The sequence below is a fragment of the Micromonospora thermarum genome, from assembly GCF_012034245.1.
In the GTDB taxonomy this organism is placed as follows: Bacteria; Actinomycetota; Actinomycetes; order Mycobacteriales; family Micromonosporaceae; genus Micromonospora; species Micromonospora thermarum.
The window spans coordinates 115,961-140,481 of the sequence record NZ_JAATEO010000011.1; the positions used below are offsets into that span (position 1 = coordinate 115,961).

At 71.7% G+C, this 24,521-nt stretch carries 23 protein-coding genes; 5 read left to right on the plus strand and 18 right to left on the minus strand.

Annotated elements, in window-relative coordinates; all coding sequences use genetic code 11:
* Nucleotides 1-3: 3 nt before the first annotated feature.
* The 5 genes from HCJ94_RS12475 to HCJ94_RS12495 form a co-directional block, all read right to left on the minus strand.
* Entirely contained in the window at nucleotides 4-1,329 is a 1,326-nt protein-coding gene (locus tag HCJ94_RS12475) for an ABC transporter permease (protein ID WP_168001164.1), read from the minus strand.
* On the minus strand, nucleotides 1,326-2,957 hold the full coding sequence (locus HCJ94_RS12480; protein ID WP_309227235.1) for an ABC transporter ATP-binding protein: 1,632 nt from the start codon (nucleotides 2,955-2,957) through the stop codon (nucleotides 1,326-1,328). Before HCJ94_RS12480 ends, HCJ94_RS12475 begins: the two co-directional genes overlap by 4 nt.
* 138 nt (nucleotides 2,958-3,095) lie before the next feature.
* A complete protein-coding gene (locus HCJ94_RS12485) occupies nucleotides 3,096-4,160 on the minus strand; it encodes a BMP family lipoprotein (RefSeq protein WP_168001232.1) in 1,065 nt (354 codons plus the stop codon).
* Between the two features lie 277 nt (nucleotides 4,161-4,437).
* Nucleotides 4,438-4,779 carry a hypothetical protein gene (locus HCJ94_RS12490; RefSeq protein ID WP_168001165.1) on the minus strand — a complete coding sequence of 114 codons (342 nt, stop codon included), beginning with the start codon at nucleotides 4,777-4,779 and terminating at the stop codon, nucleotides 4,438-4,440.
* A 126-nt stretch (nucleotides 4,780-4,905) separates the two neighbouring features.
* Entirely contained in the window at nucleotides 4,906-5,913 is a 1,008-nt protein-coding gene (locus tag HCJ94_RS12495; protein ID WP_205801137.1) for a hypothetical protein, read from the minus strand.
* Between the two features lie 95 nt (nucleotides 5,914-6,008).
* Here HCJ94_RS12495 and HCJ94_RS12500 point away from each other — a divergent pair, with 95 nt between their 5' ends.
* Nucleotides 6,009-6,605, plus strand: coding sequence for a TetR/AcrR family transcriptional regulator (locus HCJ94_RS12500; protein WP_309227236.1), 597 nt, complete (start codon nucleotides 6,009-6,011; stop codon nucleotides 6,603-6,605).
* 69 nt (nucleotides 6,606-6,674) lie between these two features.
* Here HCJ94_RS12500 and HCJ94_RS12505 read toward each other — a convergent pair whose 3' ends face one another.
* The 3 genes from HCJ94_RS12505 to HCJ94_RS12515 form a co-directional block, all read right to left on the minus strand.
* Complete coding sequence (locus HCJ94_RS12505) at nucleotides 6,675-7,589, minus strand: sugar ABC transporter permease (RefSeq protein ID WP_168001166.1); 915 nt, start codon at nucleotides 7,587-7,589, stop codon at nucleotides 6,675-6,677.
* Between the two features lies 1 nt (nucleotide 7,590).
* Nucleotides 7,591-8,610: a carbohydrate ABC transporter permease gene (locus HCJ94_RS12510; RefSeq protein ID WP_168001167.1), complete on the minus strand. Its 1,020-nt coding sequence runs from the start codon at nucleotides 8,608-8,610 to the stop codon at nucleotides 7,591-7,593.
* A gap of 110 nt (nucleotides 8,611-8,720) precedes the next feature.
* On the minus strand, nucleotides 8,721-10,022 hold the full coding sequence (locus HCJ94_RS12515; protein ID WP_168001168.1) for an extracellular solute-binding protein: 1,302 nt from the start codon (nucleotides 10,020-10,022) through the stop codon (nucleotides 8,721-8,723).
* 350 nt (nucleotides 10,023-10,372) lie between these two features.
* Between HCJ94_RS12515 and HCJ94_RS12520 the strand changes: the two genes are divergently transcribed.
* Together HCJ94_RS12520 and HCJ94_RS12525 are read left to right on the plus strand one after the other, a co-directional pair.
* Nucleotides 10,373-11,449, plus strand: a complete 1,077-nt coding sequence (locus HCJ94_RS12520) for a LacI family DNA-binding transcriptional regulator (RefSeq protein WP_205801139.1) — start codon at nucleotides 10,373-10,375, stop codon at nucleotides 11,447-11,449.
* 225 nt (nucleotides 11,450-11,674) lie between these two features.
* The gene (locus HCJ94_RS12525; protein ID WP_168001170.1) at nucleotides 11,675-13,309 is read left to right on the plus strand and encodes a glycoside hydrolase family 13 protein; all 1,635 of its coding nucleotides are present in this window, start codon (nucleotides 11,675-11,677) and stop codon (nucleotides 13,307-13,309) included.
* Nucleotides 13,310-13,513: 204 nt separating this feature from the next.
* Here HCJ94_RS12525 and HCJ94_RS12530 read toward each other — a convergent pair whose 3' ends face one another.
* The 7 genes from HCJ94_RS12530 to HCJ94_RS12560 form a co-directional block, all read right to left on the minus strand.
* Nucleotides 13,514-13,957 (minus strand): hypothetical protein, encoded by a 444-nt coding sequence (locus tag HCJ94_RS12530; protein WP_168001171.1) that lies wholly within the window; start codon nucleotides 13,955-13,957, stop codon nucleotides 13,514-13,516.
* 69 nt (nucleotides 13,958-14,026) lie between these two features.
* Nucleotides 14,027-14,683, minus strand: a complete 657-nt coding sequence (locus tag HCJ94_RS12535; protein ID WP_168001172.1) for an SRPBCC family protein — start codon at nucleotides 14,681-14,683, stop codon at nucleotides 14,027-14,029.
* 30 nt (nucleotides 14,684-14,713) lie between these two features.
* Nucleotides 14,714-15,079 (minus strand): GntR family transcriptional regulator, encoded by a 366-nt coding sequence (locus HCJ94_RS12540; protein ID WP_168001173.1) that lies wholly within the window; start codon nucleotides 15,077-15,079, stop codon nucleotides 14,714-14,716.
* Between the two features lie 21 nt (nucleotides 15,080-15,100).
* A complete protein-coding gene (locus tag HCJ94_RS12545; RefSeq protein WP_168001174.1) occupies nucleotides 15,101-16,024 on the minus strand; it encodes a YihY/virulence factor BrkB family protein in 924 nt (307 codons plus the stop codon).
* A gap of 54 nt (nucleotides 16,025-16,078) precedes the next feature.
* Nucleotides 16,079-16,657: a 2'-5' RNA ligase family protein gene (locus tag HCJ94_RS12550; protein WP_168001175.1), complete on the minus strand. Its 579-nt coding sequence runs from the start codon at nucleotides 16,655-16,657 to the stop codon at nucleotides 16,079-16,081.
* A gap of 27 nt (nucleotides 16,658-16,684) precedes the next feature.
* Entirely contained in the window at nucleotides 16,685-17,710 is a 1,026-nt protein-coding gene (gene trpS, locus HCJ94_RS12555; protein WP_168001176.1) for a tryptophan--tRNA ligase, read from the minus strand.
* Between the two features lie 33 nt (nucleotides 17,711-17,743).
* Complete coding sequence (locus HCJ94_RS12560) at nucleotides 17,744-18,766, minus strand: hemolysin family protein (RefSeq protein WP_168001177.1); 1,023 nt, start codon at nucleotides 18,764-18,766, stop codon at nucleotides 17,744-17,746.
* A gap of 175 nt (nucleotides 18,767-18,941) precedes the next feature.
* Here HCJ94_RS12560 and galE point away from each other — a divergent pair, with 175 nt between their 5' ends.
* Nucleotides 18,942-19,925, plus strand: a complete 984-nt coding sequence (gene galE / locus HCJ94_RS12565) for a UDP-glucose 4-epimerase GalE (RefSeq protein ID WP_168001178.1) — start codon at nucleotides 18,942-18,944, stop codon at nucleotides 19,923-19,925.
* A complete protein-coding gene (gene galK / locus HCJ94_RS12570) occupies nucleotides 19,922-21,130 on the plus strand; it encodes a galactokinase (protein WP_309227237.1) in 1,209 nt (402 codons plus the stop codon). The genes galE and galK overlap by 4 nt, the downstream gene beginning before the upstream one ends.
* A gap of 130 nt (nucleotides 21,131-21,260) precedes the next feature.
* Here the strand turns inward: galK and HCJ94_RS12575 are convergent, their stop codons facing one another.
* The 3 genes from HCJ94_RS12575 to HCJ94_RS12585 all read right to left on the minus strand — a co-directional run bounded on the left by HCJ94_RS12575 (nucleotide 21,261) and on the right by HCJ94_RS12585 (nucleotide 24,383).
* Nucleotides 21,261-22,565, minus strand: a complete 1,305-nt coding sequence (locus HCJ94_RS12575; protein WP_168001179.1) for a sulfate adenylyltransferase subunit 1 — start codon at nucleotides 22,563-22,565, stop codon at nucleotides 21,261-21,263.
* Nucleotides 22,565-23,476: a sulfate adenylyltransferase subunit CysD gene (cysD, locus tag HCJ94_RS12580; RefSeq protein ID WP_168001180.1), complete on the minus strand. Its 912-nt coding sequence runs from the start codon at nucleotides 23,474-23,476 to the stop codon at nucleotides 22,565-22,567. The genes HCJ94_RS12575 and cysD overlap by 1 nt, the downstream gene beginning before the upstream one ends.
* A 67-nt stretch (nucleotides 23,477-23,543) precedes the next feature.
* Nucleotides 23,544-24,383 (minus strand): inositol monophosphatase family protein, encoded by an 840-nt coding sequence (locus HCJ94_RS12585; protein ID WP_168001181.1) that lies wholly within the window; start codon nucleotides 24,381-24,383, stop codon nucleotides 23,544-23,546.
* Nucleotides 24,384-24,521: the final 138 nt, after the last annotated feature.

Below are 24,521 nucleotides of genomic sequence, written 5' to 3' on the forward strand. Positions count from 1 at the left end.
GCGTCACCAGCCCTTCGCGAGGCTCGTCTGGAGCCGGGCGGCCCGCGCGGCCCGGAGCTGGAAGATCGCCTTCACCAGGGCCGGCGCGGCGATGAAGATGACGATCAGCGCCTGGAGCACGGTGACCAGCTCCAGCGAGATCCCGGAGTACGACTGCATCCGGTTGCCGCCGGCCTGGAGCGCGCCGAAGAGCAGCGCCGCCAGCGCCACGCCCCACGGCTTCACCCGCCCGAGCAGCGCCACCAGGATGCCGTCGAAGCCGATCTGCGCGACCACCAGCGGGGTCAGCGCGGCGGCGGTGGTGCCGAGCACCATCTGCGAACCGCCAAGGCCGGCCAGGACCCCGGCGAAGACCATGATCAGGATGTACGTCCGGGTCACGCTGATACCGGCGGTGCGGGCCGCGTCCGGGTTGGCGCCCACCGCGCGCAGCTCGAAGCCGAGCGTGGAGCGGTTGAGCAGCCAGGCGACCGCCCAGGTGGCCAGCACGGCGAGGATGATGCCGGCGTGCACGCGCAGGTTGTCGCCGAGCAGGCGGGGCAGCTGCGCGGACGCGTCGACCGGCTTGCTGATCGCGTCGGTCCGGTTCGGGTCCTGGATGCCGTTCTGCACGATGATCCAGGTCAGGAAGTACGTCGCGATGTAGTTGAGCATGATCGTGTTGATCACCTCGTGGGCGCCGGTACGCGCCTTGAGGATGCCGGGGATGAAGCCCCAGATCGCCCCGCCGAGCGCGCCGGCGAGCACCGCGACGAGCAGGTGCAGCCCCGGCGGCAGCGGCAGCAGGAAGCCGGCCAGCGCGGCCAGGATGACACCCATCGTGGCCTGGCCCTGGGCGCCGATGTTGAACAGGCCGCCCCGGAAGGCGAGCGCCACGGACAGGCCGGTGAACACCAGCGGCGCGGTGTAGGTCAGCGTCTCCGAGATGGGGCTCAGCGCCGCCGTGAAGCCGACCGCGTCCGGGTCGAAGACCGCGCCCTTGAACAGGTTCCCGTACGCCTCGCTGACCAGCGTCCAGCTGGAGTTGATCGCGTCCGACGGACGGGCGGTGATGTAGCTGTAGGTGGCGAGAACCTCCGGGTCGGAGACGATCATCAGGATCGCGCCCACGACCATCGCCAGCACCAGCGACAGCACCGTCACCGTGAAGGTGTTGGCGGCCCAGAGGTTGTCCAGGAAGAGTCGCCCGAGCGACGGGCGGCCCTCGGGCGTCGGCTGCTTCGGGGTCGTCGCCGTCTCGGCCCGCTCGGCGTTGCCGAGCGCGTTCTGCGCCGCCTGCGCCTCGGTCGCCGGCTCCTTGTCCGGAGAACCAGGGTTCGGGTTGGTCATGCCTTGTCCTCGCTGTCGGTCCCGGCCGGGCCGGTGGCCGGTGCGCCGTCAGAGCCGGTCGACGCGCTCTCGGGGGTGATGCCGGCCATCAGCAGGCCGATCTCCTCGCGCGGGGTGTCCGGGCCGACGATGCCGATGATGCGGCCGCGGTACATGACCGCGATCCGGTCGGCCAGCCCGATCACCTCGTCGAGTTCGCTGGAGACCACCAGGACGGCGGTCCCGATGTCCCGCTCCCGGATGACCCGGCTGTGGATGAACTCGATGGAGCCGACGTCGACGCCGCGCGTGGGCTGGGCGGCGATGAAGAGCTTCAGCGGCCGGGACAGCTCCCGGGCCACGATCACCTTCTGCTGGTTGCCGCCGGACAGGGTGCCCACCGGCGCCTCGGCCGACGAGGTGCGGACGTCGAACTGGGCGATCCGCTCCTTCGCCGACTTCGTGATCTGGTCCGGCTTCAGCGCGAGCCCCTTGCCGAACGGCGGCCGGTCGTAGATGTCCAGCACCAGGTTCTCGGCGACGCTGAACTCCTTGACCAGCCCGTCGACGCTGCGGTCCTCGGGGACGTAGCCGACGCCCGCCCGGAGGACCTTCTTGGTCGACCAGCCGTCGACCCGCTCGCCGTCGAGGCTCACCGAGCCGGCGAGCACCGGGCGCAGGCCCATGATCGCCTCGATCAGCTCGGTCTGGCCGTTGCCCTGCACGCCGGCGACGCCGAGCACCTCACCGGCGTGCACGGTCAGGTCGACGCCGTCGACCGCGCGGATCTGCCGGTCGTCGTCGACGACCAGGCCGGCGACCTCCAGGACCGGCTTGCCCGGGGTGGCGGGCTTCTTCTCCACGGTGAGGCGGACGCTGCGGCCGACCATCAGGGCGGCCAGCTCGTCGCGGCTCGCCTCGGGGGACGCGGTGCCGACGGTCTTCCCGCGCCGGATCACGGTGATCCGGTCGGCGATGGCCTTGACCTCGCCGAGCTTGTGGGTGATGAAGACGATCGACTTGCCCGCGGCCTTGAGCGACCGCATGACGGTGAGCAGTTCCTCGGTCTCCTGCGGGGTGAGCACCGCGGTCGGCTCGTCCAGGATCAGCAGGTCGACGTCGCGGGTGAGCGCCTTGACGATCTCGACCCGCTGCTGGATGCCGACCGGCAGGTCCTCGACGATCGCGTCCGGGTCGACGCGGAGGTTGTAGCGGGCGGAGACCTCGGCGACCTCGCGCCGGGCACGCCGGCGGTCCAGGAAGCCGGCGATGCCGCCGCGGACCTGCTCGGCGCCGAGCATGATGTTCTCCGCGACGGTGAAGACGGGCACCAGCATGAAGTGCTGGTGCACCATGCCGATGCCGGCCGCGATCGCGTCGGACGGGCCCCGCAGCTTCAACGGCTTGCCGTCGACCAGGATGTCGCCCTCGTCGGGCTGGTACAGCCCGTACAGCACGTTCATCAGGGTCGACTTGCCGGCACCGTTCTCGCCGAGCAGGGCGTGGATCTCTCCAGGCTCCACCGTCAGGTCGATGTGGTCGTTGGCGACCAGGTCACCGAACCGCTTGGTGATGCCGCGCAGTTCGAGTCTCAGCGCAACCTCCTGGAGTGCGAAGCGATGGTGCAGCGTAGCTGCCGGGCCGCCCACCGGGGCTCGGGCGGGATGGGAACCGATCGGCCGCCCCGGCGCCGGGGACTGGTCCCCGTGCCGGAGCGGCCGATCGTCGTGCTTGCCGCTCGCCGGCCACCTGCGGTGATCATCCCACCGCCGGCGGCCGGCGACGCGTCACTTCGGCTGGGCCTTCGACTCGACCTTGACGGTGCCGGCGGCGATGTCCGCCTTCAGCTTGTCGATCTCGGCCTTGAGGTCGGCCGGGATCTTGCTGTCGAAGTCGTGGTACGGGGCGAGCGAGACGCCGTTGTTGGCCAGCGTGCCCAGGAAGCCCGGGTTCGCCTCGAGCTTCTCGCCGCCGGCGGCCTTGAGCACGGCCTCCTTGACGGCGTCCGGGATGTTCTTCACCACGGTGGTGATGATCGCCGGGCAGTCCGGGGTGCTCTCGCAGCCGTCGACGTCCACCCAGATGGTGTTGTACTTGCCGCCCGAGGCCTTCGCGGCGCCGGTGGTGCCGAGGCCGGCGCCGCCGGCGACCGGCATGACGATGTCGGCGCCCTGCGCGACCAGCGCGTCGCTGACCTTCTTGCCCTCGTCCTGCTTGACGAAGTCGTTGGTGAAGGAGCCCTTCTGGGTCGCCTTGTCCCAACCGAGGACGCGGACGTTCTTGTTCTTGGTCTTGTTGAAGTGCGCGACGCCGTCGGCGTAACCGTCCATGAAGATGGTCACCGGCGGGATCGGCAGGCCGCCGTAGGTGCCCACCGCGCCGGACTTGGTCAGGCCGGCGGCGAGGTAGCCGGCGAGGAAGCCGGCCTGGGCGGTGTCGAACTGCATCGGGTAGACGTTGCTCTCCGGCAGCTTCGCGTCGACGATGCCGAACTGCTGGTTCGGGTTCGCCTTGGCGATCTTGGAGGTGGCGTCACCCATCAGGCCACCGACGGCCAGGATGAAGTCGCACTTCTGGTTGACGTACTGGGTCAGGTTGACCTCGTAGTCCGCCTCGGCCTTCGACGCGACGTACTTGATGTCGATGTTGTCGTTCTCGGCCTTGGCCGCCTCCAGGCCCGCCCAGGCCGAGGTGTTGAACGACTTGTCGTCGATGCCGCCGACGTCGGTCACCATGCAGGCGCTGTACTTCTTGTCGCCGTTACCGGCGCCGTTGTTCTCCTCAGGAGCCTCACCACACGCGGCGGCGGCCAGCACGAGGCCACCCACCGCGAAGACCGAGGCGATCCGCATCCCACGCACCGAGCGCAAGACGTCTCCTTCCATTGCTCACCGCTGCTCGCGGTGGCAGCCCATTGTCAACCGGCCTGCGTTGTGCCGCCGGCGTCCCACGTTACGGACGCAGAGCGTACGCCCACGCCCCTCCACCGGCCGACAATCGTGCAGGACTGTTGAGCGCCTGTTACCCCTATGTAACCCGTGGGTGGGCCAGATCACTCTCAGTGCCGATAAGTGGGCGTTCGGGCGCACGAACGTCCGTTCTCCGGGTGGCTTCTCCCTCTGTCGGACGTTACCGCCAGAAGACCGCCACCGCTGCGTTGACCAGGGTCAACCCGATGATCGCGAGGAAGTGGCCGCGGTTGACCACGTCCCGCTTACGGGAAAAGAAGACCATGACAAAGATCAGCAGCGCGAGCACCAGTTTGGTAACAAGTTTCGCGGGTGCCGGCTCGTCCCCGTCGCGAAGCGGAGCGGCCAGGCCGACACCGGTCAGCAGCATGATCACCGCGCCCCAGAGCATGGGCTGGTTGATCCGGAGCCGGCCGGTCACGTACTGCACGATCGCACCGCCGAGAAGCAGGGCGAAGCCGATGAGGTGGATGTACCGGAGGATGAGTCGAAGAGCTTCCACCTTCCCATCCTCCCGCATCAACGACATTTTGTAGTAGAGGGGTGAGCGGCCGGGCGCGTCGCCCGCCGCGACGACGGCGGGCGGGCACCCTTCGGCACCCGCCCGCCCCGCCCGCGCGTCGACGCGTCAGCGCCCGGCGGCCACGGTGTCACCCGGCACGACCGCGTGGGTCCCGCCCGCCGGGGCACCGGCTCCCCCGGTGCGCGCGAGCGCCACGAGGATGAGGCCGACCAGCGCGTACCCGGCCAGCACCGCGAGCGGTCGGCCGGCCGCCGCACCGTCGAAGAAGGCCGCCGACCGCAGCAGCGTCCCACCGGCACCCACCGGCAGCCACTGGCCCACCTCGCCCCACGGCTGCGGCAGCAGCTCCGGTGCGGCGCTGACCGCCGAGAGCGGGTTGCCGACCAGGAACACCAGCACGGCCCCGAGCGCCAGACCGACGCGGCCGAGCACGGCGCCGAGCCCGGCCACGGTCGCCGACGCCGCGAGCGCGAAGAGGCCGATCGCGCCCGCCTCGGCGAGCCGGTCGCCGTCGATGACACCCAACCAGTCGTGCAGCACCGCGACGCCGGCGGCGCCGGCGAGCACCCCGAAGAGAGCGAGGCCGGTCAACCGCGCGAGGCGGCCCGTGACCAGCAGCACGACCAGTGCTCCGGCGAGCAGGCTGGTGAGTGCCAACGGGAGGAAGCCGGCCGCGAATCCCGCGCCGCGCGCGTCGTCCGGATCACCGGGGACCACCTCGACAACGGTCACGGGTCGGCCGGCGCCGAGCTGGTTCGCCGCCTCGGTGAGGAGCAGGCCGACGGTCGGGCTCGCCGCCGGCGCGGTGTGCAGGGCGAGCCCGTCGGGCCGGACGACGAAGGCGGCGTAGACCTCCCGGTCCCGCAGCGCCCGGTCGGCGGCCGCCGCGTCGGGCAGGGTGGCGATCTCGAAGGCCCCGGGCCGGGCGGCGGCGAGCCGCGCGGCCAACGGGCTCGCGACCGGCACCGGACCCGCGACGGCGACCGGCAGGTCCCGCGGCGCCAGGTTGGCCGCGGGCGCCGCGAACAGGGGTACGAGCAGTGCCTGCACACCGACCACGACGGCGGCCAGCAGCACGGCGAGTGACAGGGGTGACCGGACACGGGATGACATGGCAACTCCAAAACGAATGCTCGTTCTCTTTACGTCCAGCGTCCTCCCGCCCCGCCCCGGTGTCAAGAACGAACGTTCGCTTTACGCTGTATCCCGTGCCACGTGTCTCGGAGCACCACCTCGCCGCCCGCCGTCGCCAGATCGTCGACGCCGCCCGCCGCTGCTTCGTGCGGGACGGGTTCCACCGCACGACGATGCAGGACGTGATCGCCGAGGCCGGGCTCTCGGTCGGCGCGGTCTACCGCTACTTCCCGAGCAAGGCGGACCTCATCACCGCGATCGCCGAGGAGGCGGTCGGCGGCGTCGAGGGCATCCTCGCCGACCTGATCCGCCGCGACCCGCCGCCTCCGCTGCTGGACGCCCTCGACCGCGCGCTGGAGTACGCCGAGGCCCAGATGGGCGACGACGGCGTCCTGCGGATCGCGATCCAGGTCTGGGGCGAGGCACAGCGGGATCCGGCCCTGGCGGCCTTCGTGGCCCGGGCGTACGACGGCATCCGGAGCAACTTCGAGACGCTGGTCCGGCGCGCGCAGCGCACCGGCGAGGTGCCACCGGACGCCGACCCGCAGGCCGTCGGGGCAGCCCTCTTCGCCCTGGTCCCCGGCTGGTTCCTCCAGTGCATCCTCACCGGCCGGCCGGACCGGGCGACCTACCTCGCCGGGGTACGCGCCCTCCTGCGCTCCGGCGCCTGACCGGTCCCGGCGGTGACGACGAAGGGCGGGCGTCGGTCGACGCCCGCCCTTCGCGGATTCGGCCGCGCGTCAGCCCTTCGTACCGCCCGCGGTCAGCCCGGACACCAGGTGCCGCTGGGCGAAGAGGAACACCAGGCCCGCCGGCACGGTCACCAGGACCGCCGCCGCGGTGAGGTACTCCCACTGCGGGTTGAACTGCGGCACGAACTGCTGGAGCCCGTACGCCAGGGTGAACTTGTTGTCGGTCTGGATGAAGGCCGACGCGTACGCCACCTCGCCCCACGCCGTGAGGAAGGTGTAGAAGGCGGTGACCGCGATGGCCGGGCGGGCCAACGGCAGCACGACCTTCCAGAAGATCCCGAACGGCCCGGCGCCGTCCAGCGCCGCCGCCTCGTCCAGCGAGGTGGGGATGGAGTCGAAGTAGCCCTTGAGCATCCAGGCGCAGAACGGCACCGCGATGGTGAGGTACGCGATCACCAGCGACGGCAGGGTGTTGATCAGCCCCAGCCGAGCCATGATCGTGTAGATCGGCACGATCAGGATGGCCACCGGGAACATCTGGGTGACCAGGAAGACCATCATCAGCGGCCGGCGGCCCGGGAAGTTGAACCGGGACACCGCGTAGCCGGTGGTGGCCGAGAAGAAGATGCCGATGATCATCGTAAGCGCGGCCACGATCACCGAGTTGAGCATCCACTTCGGGAAGCTCGTCTCGCTCAGCACGTAGCTGTAGTTGGCCAGGGTCGGGTCCGTGACCAGCGTCAGGTCGGTGCTCTGGACGGCGTACCCGGGCTTGAACGACGACAGCAGCACCCAGGCGATCGGCCCGATCGCGATCAGCGACGCCAGGATCAGCGTGCCGTGCAGCAGCACCGACTTCACCGGGCTGCGCCGGCTGCGGCCGGGCCGCTTCGCGCCCCGACCCCGCGCCGCCGTGGCGGCCACGGCGGGAGTCGCCGCCGCGGGAGTGGTCAGCTGGCTCATGTCACCACACCTCGCCTTGCTTGCGCAGGACCCGCCGGTAGAACACCGAGAAGACCAGCAGGATCGACAGGATCAGCACGCCGTACGTCGACGCGAGCGAGTAGTTGCGGATGCCCTCGAACGCGGCCCGGTAGGCGCCGGTCACCAGGATCTCGGTCTCGCCGGCCGGCTGGCCCTCGGTCACCAGGAAGATGATCGGGAACATGTTGAAGGTCCAGATGGTGCCGAGCAGGATCACCGTCATGCTGACCGAGCGCAGGCCCGGCAGCGTGATGTTCCGGAACCGCTGCCACGGCGAGGCGCCGTCGATCTCGGCCGCCTCGTACAGCTCGCCCGGAATGGTCTGCATGCCGCCGAGCAGCGCCACCATCATGAACGGCACGCCGAGCCAGATGTTGGTGACGATCGCGGTGAACAGTGACGTCCACCGGTCCGCGAACCAGTCGACCGGGTCGATGCCGAGCGACAGGAGCAGTGAGTTCGCCAGGCCGAAGCGCTCGTTGAAGATGAACTTCCACGCGAAGGCGCTGACGAACGCCGGCACCGCCCACGGCAGCACCAGCAGCACCCGGTAGAGGCCACGGCCCCACATCGGGCGGTTGAGCATCACGGCCAGGCCGAGCCCGAGGCCGTAGTGGAAGGCGACGCCGACGAAGGTCCAGATCAGCGTGATGCCGGTCCACTCCCAGAACTTTCCGACCTCGCCGGAGAGGACCTTCAGGTAGTTGTCGAGGCCGACGACCTCCCACTTGTTGGGGTTGTCCTTGCAGACCTCGCTGCCGGTGATCGACTTGGTGCAGATCTCCGCCACCTGGTTGGCCTCGGTGAGGTTGGTGAAGGAGAGCCAGACCCCGCGGAAGAGCGGGTAGAAGATCAGAACCGCCAGGACGATGACGACGGGCAGGACCATCGCCCAGGCGTACCAGTGCTTGTCCCAGCTTCGACGCAGCCGGGACGGTGGTGCGGAGCGGCGGCCGGACGGCGCGGACGCTGGCGCCGGCTCGGCTGTCACAGTGCGCATATCAGCTGTGCTCCTACGGGAGTGAGCCGGCAGGGCCGGCGACCGGTCACGGTCGCGCGGCCCTGCCGGGTGCCGAATTGGTCGCCGGCCGCTGCCAGCGCCGACTCAGGTCAGAGACCGTACGAGGTGACGACCTCTGCCTTGTACTTCTTGGCGACGGCGTCGAGCGCGGCCTTCGGGTCCTTGTTCTGGATCAGGACCTCGGTGGCCATCTGGTCCAGCGGGCCGAAGAACTGACCGGCCTCGGGGATCCACGGGCGGGCCACGGCGGCCTCGACGACCGGCTGGTACGCCGCCACGATCGGGTTGTTCTTCACCGCGTCGAGGTTGTACGCCGACTTGCGGGTCGGCAGCAGGCCGAGCTTCTCGGAGAGGAAGGCCTGCGACTCGGCGGAGCTCATGAACTTCACGAAGGCGACGGCCGCGTCGATCTTCTCCTGCGGCATGCCGGACCAGATCGTGTAGTTGTGGCCGCCGACCGGGCCACCCGCCTTGGCGGAGCCGGCCGGGACCGGGGCGATGCCCAGGTTCTCCAGGCCACCGAAGGCCGGCGCCGACTTGACGTTGTTGACCTCCCACGGACCGTTGATGATCATGGCGACCTTCTTCTCCTTGAAGAGGGTCATCATCGTGCCGTAGGAGTCGTTGGCGGACGGCTTGGCGGCCGCGCCGCTGGCGATGAGGTCCTTGGCGATCTTCAGCCCGGCGACGTTCTGGTCCGAGCCGACGGTGATCTTCTTGGACTGGACGTCGACCACGTCGCCGCCCTCGCCGTACATGAACGGCAGCATGAAGTAGCCGGCCGGGTTGATGTAGAGGCCCTCGGCGCCGGTCTTCTGCTTGATGGTCTGGGCGGCGGTCTTCAGCTCGGCCCAGGTCTTCGGCGGGGTGGAGATGCCGGCCTTGGTCAGCAGCTCCTTGTTGTACATGAGCGACAGCGTGTCGGTGACCTGCGGGACGCCGTACGTCTTGCCGTCGTACTTGTTCGACGAGAGCGGGGTCTCCAGGAAGTCCGACTCGTCGGCGAGCAGCTCCGAGCCGTCCAGCGCGTACAGGTAGCCGAGCGAGGCGAACTCCGGCACCCAGGCCACCTCGGCCCGCAGGATGTCCGGCGCGCCCGTCTTGGCCTGCGCGGCGGTCTTGAACTTGTTCTGGGCCTCACCGAACGGGACCGACTGGTAGTTGATCTTGACGTTCGGGTAGGTCTGGTTGAACTTGGCGATCAGCTCCTGGAACGCCGGACCCTCGTTCTTCGGGTCGGACGTGTCCCACCAGGTCAGTTCGGCCTTGAGGGCTGCGGGATCCGCCTTCGGCTGCTCCTCCGACTTCTTGTCCTCCCCGCCGCAGGCGGCGAGGGCGAGAGCAAGGGTGGTGGAGGCGAGAACGGCGATCCCCTTGGCTGTGCGACGCATGTTCGCTCCTAGATTGCCTGCCGGGTATCGGCGGGACAGTAGCAAGAAGTTTCCGGATTAGAAACCCCTTGCGAACGCCCTTGCAACAACCGATCCCGTCTTGTCATCTGACGATCCCTCGCTTGGGGCCTTTGGGACAAACCGCACCCGCTGAAGGTGTCCCAGATCCCACCTCGGTGACCACCGCGAGACCCTGTGTCACCTGCCCGTCCTCGATCGGCCACCGCCGGGGCACCCTCGGCGCCGCCCCGGCGGCGAGCGACCACGCCCGCGAAGGATCACTCCTGCTCGAACGTGCAAGAACTTGCGGGCCACTGCGCAAGAACCACTCAGTGAGCTACAGTGCCGCCATGCGCGCTCGACTGTCCGACATCGCCCAACAGGCCGAAGTCAGCGAGGCCACGGTGTCGCGGGTGCTCAACGACCGCCCCGGGGTGGCCCCCGAGACCCGGCAGGCCGTCCTGACCGCCCTCGACGTGCTCGGCTACGAGCGCCCGGCCCGGCTGCGCAAGCGCAGCGCCGGCCTGGTCGGCCTGGTCGTCCCGGAGCTCGACAACCCGATCTTCCCGGCCTTCGCGCAGATCATCGAGTCCGCGCTGGCCCCCACCGGCTACACCCCGGTGCTGTGCACGCAGACCCCGGGCGGCGTCCGCGAGGACGAGTACGTGGAGATGCTGCTGGACCGCCAGGTCTCGGGCATCATCTTCGTCTCCGGCCTGCACGCCGACACCGCCGCCGACCACGACCGGTACCGCGCGCTGACCGCCCGGCCGCTGCCGGTCGTCATGATCAACGGGTACGCCTCGGGCATCCCGGCGCCCTTCGTCTCCTGCGACGACCGGGAGGCGGCCGACCTGGCCGTCGCACACCTGGCCGCGCTGGGGCACCGGCGGATCGGCCTGATCACCGGGCCGGACCGGTTCGTCCCGGTGCAGCGCAAGGTCACCGGCTACAAGGCCGCGATGAAGCGTCTCGGCGTGTCCGACGACGAGCTGGCCGAGCTGACCGAGCTCTCCCTGTTCGGGGTGGAGGGCGGCGAGGCCGCCGCCGCCCGGCTGCTCGACCGCGGCGTCACCGGCATCGTCTGCGGCTCCGACCTCATGGCGCTCGGCGCGATCCGGGCCGCCCGCCAGCGGGGCCTGTCCGTTCCGGACGACCTGTCCGTCGTCGGGTACGACGACTCCCCGCTGATGGCGTTCACCGACCCGCCGCTGACCACTATGCGCCAGCCGGTGGCCGCGATGGCGGTGGCCGCCGTCCGCGCCCTGGTCGACGAGATCAACGGGCACGCCGCTCCCCACTCGGAGTACCTGTTCCGTCCTGAGCTGGTGGTTCGCGGCTCGACCGCCGTCGCCCGGGCGGCCGCCGCCGACGGCGGCCCCAAGCGGCAGCGCCCGGCGCCGTCCGCCCTGGCCGTCTCGGCCTGACCCGTCGCCGTACCCGGCCGGACCGTTCCCGCGGTCCGGCCGTCGCCGTCCCGTGCGGTCACCGCCGGTCCGTCCTCGGCCCGGGTACGGCGTGACGGCCGTCATCTCTTGCGCAAGGAATGCTTGACTCTTGCAGTCGGGGAACGGCACCCTTGACAGACGTCCGCGCTCCCATCACCCCGCGTGGACCCCGCCGTCCCGCGCCACAGAACGGGGAACGCCTCGATGACCCCCAGCAACCCCACCCCGCTGACCTCCGACGACGACTGGTGGCGCTCCGCGGTCGTCTACCAGGTCTACGTCCGCAGCTTCGCCGACTCGAACGGCGACGGCATCGGCGACCTGCAGGGGATCCGGCAGCGCCTGCCGTACCTGCGCGACCTCGGGGTGGACGCGCTCTGGCTGACGCCCTTCTACACCTCACCGATGATCGACGGCGGGTACGACGTCGCCGACTACCGGGACGTCGACCCCATGTTCGGCACCCTCACCGACTTCGACGAGATGATCACCGACGCCCACGCCCTGGGCCTGCGGATCATCGTCGACCTGGTACCGAACCACACCTCCAGCCGGCACGTCTGGTTCCAGGCCGCGCTGGCCGCCGGCCCCGGTTCCCCGGAACGCGAGCGCTACCTGTTCGCCGAGGGCAAGGGCGCGAACGGCGAGCTGCCCCCGAACGACTGGGAGAGCATCTTCGGCGGCCCCGCCTGGACGCGGGTCGAGGACGGCCAGTGGTACCTGCACCTGTTCGACCCGGCCCAGCCCGACCTGAACTGGCGCCACCCGGAGGTCCGCGCCGAGTTCGAGGACGTGCTCCGGTTCTGGCTGGACCGCGGGGTCGACGGCTTCCGGATCGACGTGGCCCACGGGATGATCAAGGCCGAAGGGCTGCCGGACGTCGGCTTCAGCAGCATGACCACCGGCCAGCGCCAGGTCGAGCTGCTCGGCAAGGGTCGCCTGCCGTACTTCGACCAGGACGAGGTCCACGACATCTACCGCTCCTGGCGCCCGATCCTGGACAGCTACCCGGGTGGCCGGATGGCGGTCGCCGAGGCCTGGGCCGAGACGCCGCAGCGGCTGGCCCGCTACATCGGCCCGGACGAGCTGCACCAGGCCTTCAGCTTCGACTTCCTCGACGCCACCTGGACGGCCGACTCGTTCCGCAAGGTCGTCGACACCGCACTGGCCGAGTCGACCATCGTCGGCGCTCCGACCACCTGGGTCCTCTCCAACCACGACAAGCAGCGGCACGTCACCCGCTACGGGGACGGCCCCGAGGGGCTGCGCCGTGCCCGCGCGGCGACGCTGCTGATGCTCGCGCTGCCCGGCTGCGCCTACCTCTACCAGGGCGAGGAGCTGGGCCTGCCGGAGGTGCTCGACCTGCCGGACGAGCTGCGCCAGGACCCCGCGTTCCTGCGGACCGGCGAGAGCCGGGACGGCTGCCGGGTGCCGATCCCGTGGAGCGGCGAGCTGGCCCCGTACGGCTTCGGGCCCGAAGGCTGCGAGCTGAGCTGGCTGCCGGCCCCCGCGACCTGGCGGGAGCTGTCGGTCGCCGCCCAGAGCGGCGTGCCCGGCTCGACGCTGGAGCTGTACCGCGCGGCACTGCGGATCCGCCGGACGCACCCGGCGCTGTCCGCCGCCGCCTCCGGGATCACCTGGCTGGAGACCGAGCCGGGCGTGCTCGCCTTCACCCGCACCGCCGGTGACACCGTGCTGACCTGCGTGGTGAACATCAGCGGCGCGCCGGCCCTGATCGACGGGTACGGCGACCCGGTCGTCGCCAGCGAGACGCTCACCCGTCAGGGCTCCGCCCACGTGCTCCCGGTCGACGCCGCCGCCTGGTTCGAACGGCGCTGAGCGGGTAAGCCCACATCGACCTGGTCGTCCGTCGTGCTCCGCGCCGCCGGGCGACTGGGCAACCGACCCCTTGTGGTGGGGGGTGAGGTGGCGCCGGCGCCTCGGGAATTCGTTCCCGGGGCGCCGGTGTCCATCCACGACGCGCGTCGATGCGTCGAAGCGCGCACGAGTCGCGGCGGCGGCACGGCGACCGCCAGCCCGGGGTCAGCCGCCGGCACCCGGGAGCCGGGCCGCGATGCGGCCGAAGCCCGCCCGCAGCTCGGCCTCGGTCGGCGGCGCCGCCGGACCGGTCCGCCGGTCCCGCTCGGCCGCCGCCTCCAGTTCCTCGTCGATCGTGTCCTCGTAGTCGCCGTACAGGTCGGCGCTGTCGACCTGCGCCGCCTCGTCCTCGGCGGCGATCTGGGCGGCGGCGATCTCGCTACGGATCTCGTCGACCGAGACGGCGGGCAGCAGCGGCTCGACGACCGCCATCAACTGCTCCTCCGCGACGACCGCCTCGGCGAGGGCCAGCGCGTGCCCACGCTCGTACGGGCCGCAGACCACCGGCTCCCACTCGTCGGCGTCGCCGAGCGGACCGAAGGTGATGATCCACGGCAGGTCGAGCATCGGCGAGTCGTCCGGCAGGTCGAGTGTCACGAGAGCGCCCACCCGCCCATCATCGTCCGGGCAGGGAGCGCGACGTGCCCGGTTCGCCGGCCTCGTCGCTTGTTCGGGGTGTCACATGATCGACTCTGTGCCGGCGGCGAGCGGCGTCCAGCGGGCGGCCCAGACCCGCTCCAGGTGGGCCGCCCCGGCGTCGTCGATGCCGTACGCGCTGACCGTCAGGCTGACCGGGCCCGGCTCCGGATCGTCCAGCGGGCGCTCGGCCGTCGCCGCCAGCAACCGGCCGTCGGGATCGACCACGATCCGCTGTCGCGGGCTGTGGAACCACTCCTCGGTCGACCCGGCCGTCCCGAGCACCGCCATCAGGTCGCGACCCGTCCCCGTGCCGGTCAGGTAGGCCGTCCGGCGCTGGCCCTCCGGCCGGCACTCGAGCAGGAAGCGCAGCTGGGCGAAGAACGTGCGCCAGCCCTCCGCGATCGCCTGCTGCTCGGCGGCCGCGGCGTCGTCGGCCGGGGCCGGCAGTACGGCGCTCAGCCGGGTCACGTCGCCGTCGGGGTCGAGCCGCAGCTCCGAGCCGTCGGACATCGAGATCCGGTCCGGTGGCCGGGGTGTCGCGTGGTCGACGAAGATGAACCGGATCTCGTCGTCGAGCCCGTCGTAATCCCAGCCGAACCACTGCCGGATCTCCTCGGGCACGGTCAGGGCCGACCAGACCCGCTCCGGCGGTGCGTGCACGCTCGTCTCGACGAGGGTGCCGTCCGAGTCGGTCATCGATGTCCTCCTGCCTCGACGCGGGCGCGGTCAGCCGGTTCGTGCCTCGATCGCGGCCCGGACCAGGCCGAGCGCCGTCTCCGGCGCCACCCCCAGCCGGGCCGCCTCCACCGCGTACTCGCCCGCGGCCCGCTGCAACCGGTCCGTCGCATCATCGCGGCCGGGTGCGACAACCGTGCCGTGCCGGCCCCGGGTCTCCACCAGCCCGGCCGCCTCCAGCTCCCGGTACGCCCGGGCCACCGTGTTGACCGCCAGGCCGAGGTCCGCGGCGAGCTGGCGGACCGTGGGCAGCCGCGTGCCGACCGGCAGCCGACCGTCCCCCACCTGCTCCGCGATCCGCGCACGCACCTGCTCGTACGGCGGCACCGACGAGCGCGGGTCGATCAGGATCCGCACGTGTGCCCTCCCTTTCCCCGTTCAGCCGGCCCCACCCGGGGTTCCGGGCTCGATCTCCTCGTCCAGGTCGACCGGTACCGGCCCCTCCGCCAGGTCCACCACCCGCCCCCGCTGGCTGGTCGCGGCCAGGGCCGCGCCGAACAGCACGAGCTGGTTGAGCAGGTACAGGTAGAGCAGCAGGCCCACCGCGCCGGCCACCACCGTGTACGCCGGGTTCCGCTCGGTCCGCACCACGTAGTAGCGCCCCACGGTGTTGAGCAGCGTGATGCCGACCGCCACCAGCAGCACGACCGGACGCAGCCGGACCCGGCTGATCCGCAGCCGCGGCACCGCCACCAGCAGCAGGGTGGCGAGCACCATGTTCACCAGTATGCTGAGCACCGCGCTGACGGTGGTCAGACCGACGGAACCGGTGCTGCGCAGCAGGAAGCGCAGGAGTGCCTCCAGCGTGTCGACGGCGGCCACCGAGACGCCGAGCAGCACGAAGACGATCAACAGCACGCCGAGGTCGACCAGCCGGCGGACGACCAGGTTGCCCGGCTGCTGGTTGAGGCCGTACATGAGCCGCTGCGAGGACCGGATCGCCTCCACCCACCCGATCCCGGTGAACGCGAGGATGACCAGGCCGACCACCCCGACCGTGCCGCTGTCCTCGGCGATCTGCACCGGGTCGAGGAACGGCAGGTTCTCCCGGAGGAAGTCGGCCGCCGCCGCGCTGACCTCGTCGTTGTCCTCCAGGATCGCGCCGAAGACGGAGTACGCGACCAGGGCGAGCGCGAACACCGCGAAGAAGCCGTAGTAGGCGATCGCGGCGGCCAGCCGGCCGCCGAGCAGGTCGGTGTAGAGCACGCCGGCCCGCCACACGTGGTCGAAGGCGTCGGAGCGGCGGCGGGCGGCGTCGATCCGCGCACCGATGGTCGCCTCGACGCGCCCGAACACGTTCACGCCGTCATCCTCGCCGATCTCCCGCCCGCGCGGGGTGAACCGACCGCCGCCGTGTCAGCCGCCGAGTCGGAAGTCCCGACGCGGCTGCCACCGCGCCTGCCCGCTGTGCGAGAAGAGGGTGAACGCCTCCACCTCGAACATCGCCGAGAAGTCGGCCAGGTCCTCGTACACCTTGTCCAGCGCCTCCGGCACGACATCCTGCGCGACGGTGACGTGCGGGTGGTACGGGAAGCGCGTCTCGCGGTGCAGCTCGGGCGCGGCGCGGATCGCGGCGGCGAGCAGCTCGCACTCGCTGATCCCGGCGGCCACCGCCACGAACACCACCTGGGTGACCGGCCGGAACGTGCCGGTGCCCCGCAGGTGCAGGGTGAACGGCAGGTGGGCGGCGGCGACCGCGTCGAGGTGCCGCTCGACGGCCGGGAGCGTGACGACCGGGATCTCGGTCGGCCCGAGCAGCGTCACGTGCGCCGGGACGGCCTGCGGGTCACCGGCCTCCACGCGGCGCCGGGTGAGCATGCTGCCCCACGGCTCGGGGATGTCCACGGCGATGCCGATCTGGATGGTGCCGTCGGACGCCGGCGCCCCGTCCCCTTGATCCACGCTCCGCGCCACCCCTCCGGCCACCGACTCCACGACCCACCCGTACCGTCGGCCGCGGCGCTACTCGCCGCGCACCGGCGGGAAGAAGCCCACCCGCTCGTACGCGGTCCGCAGCGTCGGCGCGGCCACCGCCCGCGCCTTCTCGGCGCCGGCGGCGAGCAGCTTGTCCAGCTGGACCGGGTCGTCGAGGTAACCCCGGGTGCGCTCCTGGATCGGCGCGACGAACTCGCGCACCACCTCGCCGAGGTCCTTCTTGAGGTCGCCGTAGCCCTTGCCGGCGTACGCGGCGACCAGGTCGTCGATGCTCCGGCCGGAGAGCGCCGAGTAGATGGTGAGGAGGTTGGAGACGCCCGGCTTGGTCTCGGCGTCGAAGACGATCTCCCGGCCGGTGTCGGTGACCGCCGAGCGGATCTTCTTGGCCGAGCGGGCCGGGTCCTCCAGGAGGTCGACGATGCCGGCCGGGGACGACGACGACTTCGACATCTTCGCCGTCGGGTCCTGGAGGTCGGTGATCTTCGCGGTGTCCTTGACGATGTGCGGCGCGGGCACGGTGAAGGTCGGCCCGAACAGCGAGTTGAAGCGCTGGGCCAGATCGCGGGAGAGCTCCAGGTGCTGGCGCTGGTCCTCGCCGACCGGCACCGCGTGCGCCTGGTAGAGCAGGATGTCGGCGGCCTGGAGGATCGGGTACGTGAACAGGCCCACGCTGGCCCGCTCGTTGCCCTGCTTCTGCGACTTGTCCTTGAACTGCGTCATCCGGCTCGCCTCGCCGAACCCGGTGATGCAGCCCAGCACCCAGGCCAGCTGCGCGTGCTCGGGCACCTGGGACTGCACGAAGAGCGTGCAGCGCTCCGGGTCGAGGCCGACCGCCAGCAGCTGCGCGGCGGCCACCCGGGACCGCTGCGTGAGCACCTTGGGGTCGTGCCCGGCCGTGATCGCGTGCAGGTCCACCACGCAGTAGAACGCGTCGTGGGTCTCCTGCAGGGCCACCCAGTGCCGTACCGCGCCCAGGTAGTTGCCGAGGTGGAACGAGTCGGCCGTCGGCTGGATGCCGGAGAAGACACGGGGACGGGCGGGTACGTCGGACATGCCGGCAATTCTGTCAGCAACACCCGGCGTCCGTCATGACGGGCCGGTGGGTCGTCCACGCCCGGCCGGCGTGGGGGCGGTGACCGCGCGCCGGGGCTCGGGCAGGCGCGCGGCGGAGACGGCGACGCGGGCGACCCGGCGCCCGTCGAGGGCGAGCACCCGCAGCGACCAGCCGGCGGTTGGCTCGTCCCGCGGGGGCCCGCCGCCGGCCGGCTCGGCGGCCACCGGCACCTCGTCGCCGACCACCGGCAGCCGCCCCAACGACGCCATCACAAACCCGCCGACCGTCTCGTACGGGCCGGTCGGCAGGGCGACCCCGGTGCGCTCGGCGAAGTCGGCGAGGTTCAGCCGGCCGTCCACCATGGCGGGAAGGCCGGAGGTCGTGGGTTCCGGCGGACCGTCGTACTCGTCGTGGAGCTCCCCGACCAGCTCCTCGATCAGGTCCTCGCACGTGACGATGCCGGCGGTGCCGCCGTACTCGTCGACCACCACCGCGAGGTGGTGCCCCTCCCGGCGCATCTCGGTCAGGGCCGCGAGCACGCGCTTGCTGCCGGGCAGCCGTTTGACCTCGCGGGTCAGCTCGCCCACCGTGGTGCAGGGGTCCTGGTCCGGCCGCAGCAGCACGTCGCGCAGATGCACGAAGCCGACCACGTCGTCGTGGGTGCCGTCGACCACCGGGTAGCGGGTGTGGGTCTCCAGCCGCACCAGCCGCTCCGCCTCGGCGATGGTCAGCGCGGCGGAGAGGAAGACCACCTCGGTGCGCGGCATCATCACCTCGCGGACGAGGCTCGCGCCGGCCACCAGCACCTCGTCGATGATCCGCCGCTCGACCGGGTCCAGCACGGTGGCCGCGGCGACCAGGTCCCGCAGCTCGTCCTCGCTGATCCGTTCCCGACCGGACGCGGGGCTGGCCCCGAGCAGGTCGGTGACCAGCCGGGTCGCGCCGGTGGCGGCGCGGACCACAACGCGGGCGACCGCCCGGGCGACCGGCCCGGGTTCGCGGCGGGGCCGGCCCCGCGCTCGACGCCGGAGCCCGGGACCGCCCGCTTCCCGCATGAGAAGGATGGTAGACACCGCCGTCGCGGGAAACGCCCTATGTTCGACTCTGTTCAATCGTGAAAGGTTATGATGGAATGAGCGAGGGCCGAGGGTGCAGCGCGCCCACCGGCGGCAGCCGTAGGGTGATCACCGAGCGGCCGCCGGCGCGGCGGCCAGGCAGGAGGAGACCGACGTGAAACTGCTCGTCACCGGCGGCGCCGGCTTCATCGGCAGCGTGGTGACCCGGATGCTGCTCGACGCCGGCCACGAGGTCGTCGTCCTGGACGACCTGCGGACGGGCCACCGCGTGGCGCTCGCGCCCGAGGCCACGCACGTCGAGATCCCGCTCCACCACGTGGCGCAGGTGCTCACCCCCGACGCGGGCTTCGACGGCGTGCTGCACTTCGCCGCCCTGATCGCCGCCGGCGAGTCGATGGTGAAGCCCGAGCTGTACTGGCACAACAACGTCACCGGCTCGCTCGCCCTGATCGACGCGGTCCGTGCCGCCGGCGTGCCGAAGCTGGTCTTCTCCTCCACCGCCGCCGTCTACGGCAACCCGACCGAGCTGCCGATCCCGGAGACCGCGGTCACCGCACCCACCAACACGTACGGGGCCACCAAGCTCACCGTCGACATGGCGCTCACCTCCGAGGCGATCGGGCACGGCCTCGCCGCCGTCTCGCTGCGCTACTTCAACGTCGCCGGCGCGCACCTGGACGGCGACGTGGCCCTCGGCGAGCGGCACGACCCGGAGACCCACCTCATCCCCATCGCCCTCGACGTGGCCGCCGGCCGGCGGGAGAAGCTCCAGCTCTTCGGCGACGACTACCCCACCGTCGACGGCACCTGCGTCCGCGACTACATCCACGTCGCCGACCTGGCCCGCGCCCACCTGCTCGCGCTCGACGCGGCCGTGGCCGGCCAGCACCGCGTCTACAACCTCGGCAACGGCAACGGCTTCACCAACCGCCAGGTGGTCGAGGTCGTCCGCGAGGTCACCGGCCACCCGCTCCCGGTCGAGGTCGCGCCGCGCCGCGAGGGCGACCCCGCCGAGCTGGTGGCCTCCTCCGACCTGGCCCGGGCGGAGCTGGGCTGGGTGCCCGCCAAGCCGACGCTGCACGACATGGTCCGCGACGCCTGGACCTTCTACCGCACCCACGTCCTGGAGGAGGCGTGACCGGTCCGTCCGACCTGGCCGCCCCCGCCGACGTCACGGCCGGTGCCACCGCCGACGTCGCGGCCCGCGCCACCGCCGGCTTCCGCTCCCGGTACGCCGCCGAGCCGGCGGGCCGCTGGGCGGCTCCCGGCCGGGTCAACCTGATCGGCGAGCACACCGACTACAACGACGGCTACGTGCTCCCGTTCGCGCTGCCGCTGCGTACCGTGGTCGCCGCCGCGACGCGCGAGGACGAGAGCTGGACGGTCTGCTCGGAGCTCGACGACGACCCGGTGGAGTTCGGGCCGGACGCGGCCGACGAGCCGGGCCGGGTGACCGGCTGGGCCGCGTACGTGGCCGGGGTGGTGTGGGCGCTGCGGGACGCCGGGTACGCCGTGCCCGGCGCCCGGCTGGCGATCGCCTCCGACGTGCCGCTCGGCTCCGGGCTCTCCTCCTCGGCGGCCCTGGAGGCCGCCGTGCTGGCGGCCCTGGTCGATCTGGGCGGTCTCGACCTGCCCGCCGAGAAACAACCACGGCTCGCGCAGCGGGCCGAGAACCGCTACGTCGGCGCACCGACCGGGATCATGGACCAGTCGGCGGCGATCCGCTGCCGGGCCGGGCACGCGCTGTTCCTGGACTGCCGCGACGAGTCGGTCGAGCACATCCCGTTCGACCTGGACGACGCCGGGCTGGCCGTGCTCGTCGTCGACAGCCGGGCACCCCACCGGCACGCCGACGGCGAGTACGCGGCCCGCCGGCGCTCGTGCGAGCGGGCCGCCGCCGCGCTCGGGGTGCCCGCCCTGCGCGACGTGGCCGTCGCCGACCTCGACGCCGCACTCGACCGGCTGCCCGACGACGAGACCCGCCGCCGGGTACGCCACGTCGTCACCGAGGACCAGCGGGTTCTCGACACGGCCGCGCTCCTGCGCGCCGGCCGGGTCCGCGAGATCGGGCCGCTGCTCACCGCCTCGCACGCGTCCATGCGGGACGACTTCGAGATCACCGTCCCGGAGATCGACACCGCGGTGGAGGCCGCGCTGGCCGCCGGGTCGCTGGGCGCCCGGATGACCGGCGGCGGCTTCGGCGGCTGCGTCCTCGCCCTGGTCGACGCCGGCCGCGCCGACGCCGTCGCGGACGCCGTCCGGGACGCGTACGCCGAGCGCGGCTTCACCGCCCCCGGCACGGTCACCGTCCTCCCCGCCGCCGGTGCCACCCGTCTGGGGTGAACAGAGGGCGGGTGCCGCAGGCTCCGCCCCATGATCGCGCCGCAACGCGGACGTGGTGGCCTCGCGGCTGCGTGAGGCCGCTACGTCCCGATTCGAGGGCGATCGCGCGGGGCACCGATCCCGCCGGGCGTCAGCCCGCTTCGACGATCATGCCGGCGCCGACCGTCCGGTTCGTCGTCTCGTCGATGATCACGAAACCGCCGGTGGTGCGGTTGCGGCGGTACTCGTCGGCGAGCAGCGGGACCGTCGTCCGCAGCCGGACCCGGCCGATCTCGTTGAGCTTCAACTCCCCCGCCGACTCGTCGCGGTGCAGCGAGTTGATGTCCAGCCGGTAGTGCAGGCCACGGACGATCGCCCGCGCCGACCGGGTGGTGTGCTTGATCGCGTACTTGCCGCCGACCTGGAGCGGGCGGGTCTCGTCCATCCAGCAGACCATCGCCTCGATGTCCTGGGCGACGGCCGGCGCGTTGTTCGGCCGGCAGATCATGTCGCCCCGGGAGATGTCGATCTCGTCGGCCAGGCGTACGGTCACCGACATCGGCGGGAACGCCTCCGCGACCGGCCCGTCGGCGGTCTCCACGGCGGCGATCCGGCTGGTGAAGCCCGACGGCAGCACCATCACCTCGTCGCCCGGCTTGAGCACGCCCGAGGCGACCTGGCCGGCGTACCCCCGGTAGTCGGTGACGGTGATCGACTGCGGGCGGATCACGTACTGCACCGGGAAGCGCACGTCGACCAGGTTGCGGTCACTGGCGATGTGCACCCGCTCCAGGTGGTGCAGCAGCGACGGCCCCTCGTACCAGGGCATGTTCGCCGAGCGGGAGACGATGTTGTCACCCTTCAGCGCGGAGATCGGCACCACGGTCAGGTCGGGCACCTCGAGCTTCGCGGCGAACGCGGTGAACTCGTCGGCGATCCGCTCGAACACCTCCTGCGACCAGTCCACCAGGTCCATCTTGTTGACGCAGAGGACCAGGTGCGGCACCCGCAGCAGGGAGCAGAGGAACGCGTGCCGGCGGGACTGCTCAACCAGACCCTTGCGGGCGTCGACCAGGATCAGCGCCAGGTCGGCCGTCGAGGCCCCGGTGACCATGTTCCGGGTGTACTGGATGTGCCCGGGGGTGTCGGCGATGATGAACTTCCGCCGCGGGGTGGCGAAGTAGCGGTACGCCACGTCGATGGTGATGCCCTGCTCGCGTTCGGCCCGCAGACCGTCGGTGAGCAGCGCGAGGTTCGTGTACTCGTCGCCCCGGGCCGCGCTGACCGCCTCCACCGCGGCGAGCTGGTCGGTGAAGAGCGACTTCGTGTCGTACAGCAGCCGGCCGATCAGGGTCGACTTGCCGTCGTCCACGCTGCCGGCGGTGGCGAACCGCAGCAGGTCCATCGGGCGGGCCGCCGTGTCGGACCCGACCGGCGCGATCGTCTCGGTGGTCATCAGAAGTAGCCCTCCCGCTTGCGGTCCTCCATCGCGGCCTCGCTGACCCGGTCGTCACCGCGGGTCGCGCCACGCTCGGTGATCCGGGTGGCCGCCACCTCCTCGATGACCTTCTCCACCGTGTCGGCGTCCGAGCGGACCGCCGCCGTGCAGGACGCGTCGCCCACCGTCCGGTAGCGCACCCGGGCCTTGAACCGCTCCTCCCCCGCGCGGGGGCGGAAGAACTCGTTGACCGCGTACAGCATCCCGTCGCGTTCGATCACCTCGCGCTCGTGCGCGTAGTAGATCGACGGCAGCTCGATCCGCTCGCGGGCGATGTAGTGCCACACGTCCAGCTCGGTCCAGTTGGACAGCGGGAACACCCGGATCGACTCGCCGGGGTGGTGCCGGCCGTTGTAGAGCGACCACAGCTCGGGACGCTGGTTCTTCGGGTCCCACTGGCCGAACTCGTCGCGGAAGCTGAACACCCGCTCCTTGGCCCGGGCCTTCTCCTCGTCGCGGCGGGCCCCGCCGAAGAGCGCGTCGAAGCGGTGCTTCTCGACCGCGTCCAGCAGCACCGGGGTCTGGATCCGGTTGCGCATCCCGTCGGCCGACTCGCGGACCAGGCCGCTGGCCAGGGCCTCCGGCACGCTCGCCACGACGAGTTGCAGGCCCAGCTCGTCGACGCGCCGGTCCCGGTAGTCCAGGACCTCGGGGAAGTTGTGCCCGGTGTCGACGTGCATGACCGGGAAGGGGATGTTGGCCGGCGCGAACGCCTTCTGCGCCAGCCGGAGCATGACGATCGAGTCCTTGCCCCCGGAGAAGAGCAGTACCGGCCGCTCCATCTCGGCAACCACCTCGCGCATCACGAAGATGCTCTCGGCCTCCAGCGCGTCGAGGTGGGACACCTGGTACGCGGCCGTGGTGGTCATGACACCGACTCGATTCGCACGCTCATTTCCAGACCTTTCCGGTCGGGCATGTCAAGAACAGCAGCGCTCAGGCTACCCCGGAATGTCGCTGCAACGCCGCAAGCAACCGACTGGCGAGATCCTTCCGGCAGACCAGCAGGTCCGGCAGGCGCGGATCCGCCTCGTTGTATTTCAGCGCAGATCCGTCGATCCGGGAAGCGTGCAGCCCGGTGGCCGTCGCCACAGCCACCGGCGCGGCCGAATCCCACTCGTACTGGCCGCCCGCGTGGATGTACGCGTCCACCTCACCGGTGACCACCGCCGCGATCTTCGCGCCCGCCGATCCCATCGGCACCAGGTGCGCGCCGACCTCCTCGGCCAGATCGGTGAGGAACACCGGCGGCCGGCTCCGGCTCGCCGCCAGCCGGATCGTCCGCGCGCCACCCGAGGTCGCCGCCTCCAGCGTCATCGGCGGGTACGCCGGCGGGTAGTCCGTCCCCAGCACCCGGTGCTGCGCCGGCAGCCCGACCGCACCGGCCACGAGCCCGTGCGGGGTGGGGGCGTTCCGCGCCCAGAGCGCCACGTGCACCGCCCAGTCCGAACGCCCCTCCTCGGCGAACTCGCGGGTGCCGTCCAGCGGATCGATGATCCACACCCGGTCGGCCGTCAGCCGGGACACCGCCCCCTCGCTGACCTCCGCCGCCCAGGCCAGCCGCGACCCCTCGTCCTCCTCCGACAGGACCGCGTCACCCGGCCGCCACTTCGCCAGCTCCGTACGGATCAGGTCGTGCGAGACCTTGTCACCGGCCGACTTCAGGGCACCCGCGTCGGCGAACCCCATCTCGGCCCGCAGAGCGAGCAGCGCCTGACCGGCCCGGGCGGCCAGCCAGCGGGCGAACGCCCCGTCGATCATCGGAGGACTGCCCATCACCCTGCTCCCGTCGCCGCACCCGCGATCCGCGCCGCCCCGGCCGAGCCTGCCCGCCGCCGCGCCACGCCCCAAAAGGCGCAGACTACCCGGCCCGACCCGCACGCCGGCCCCGCGCCATCACCTCCGGCGCGATCT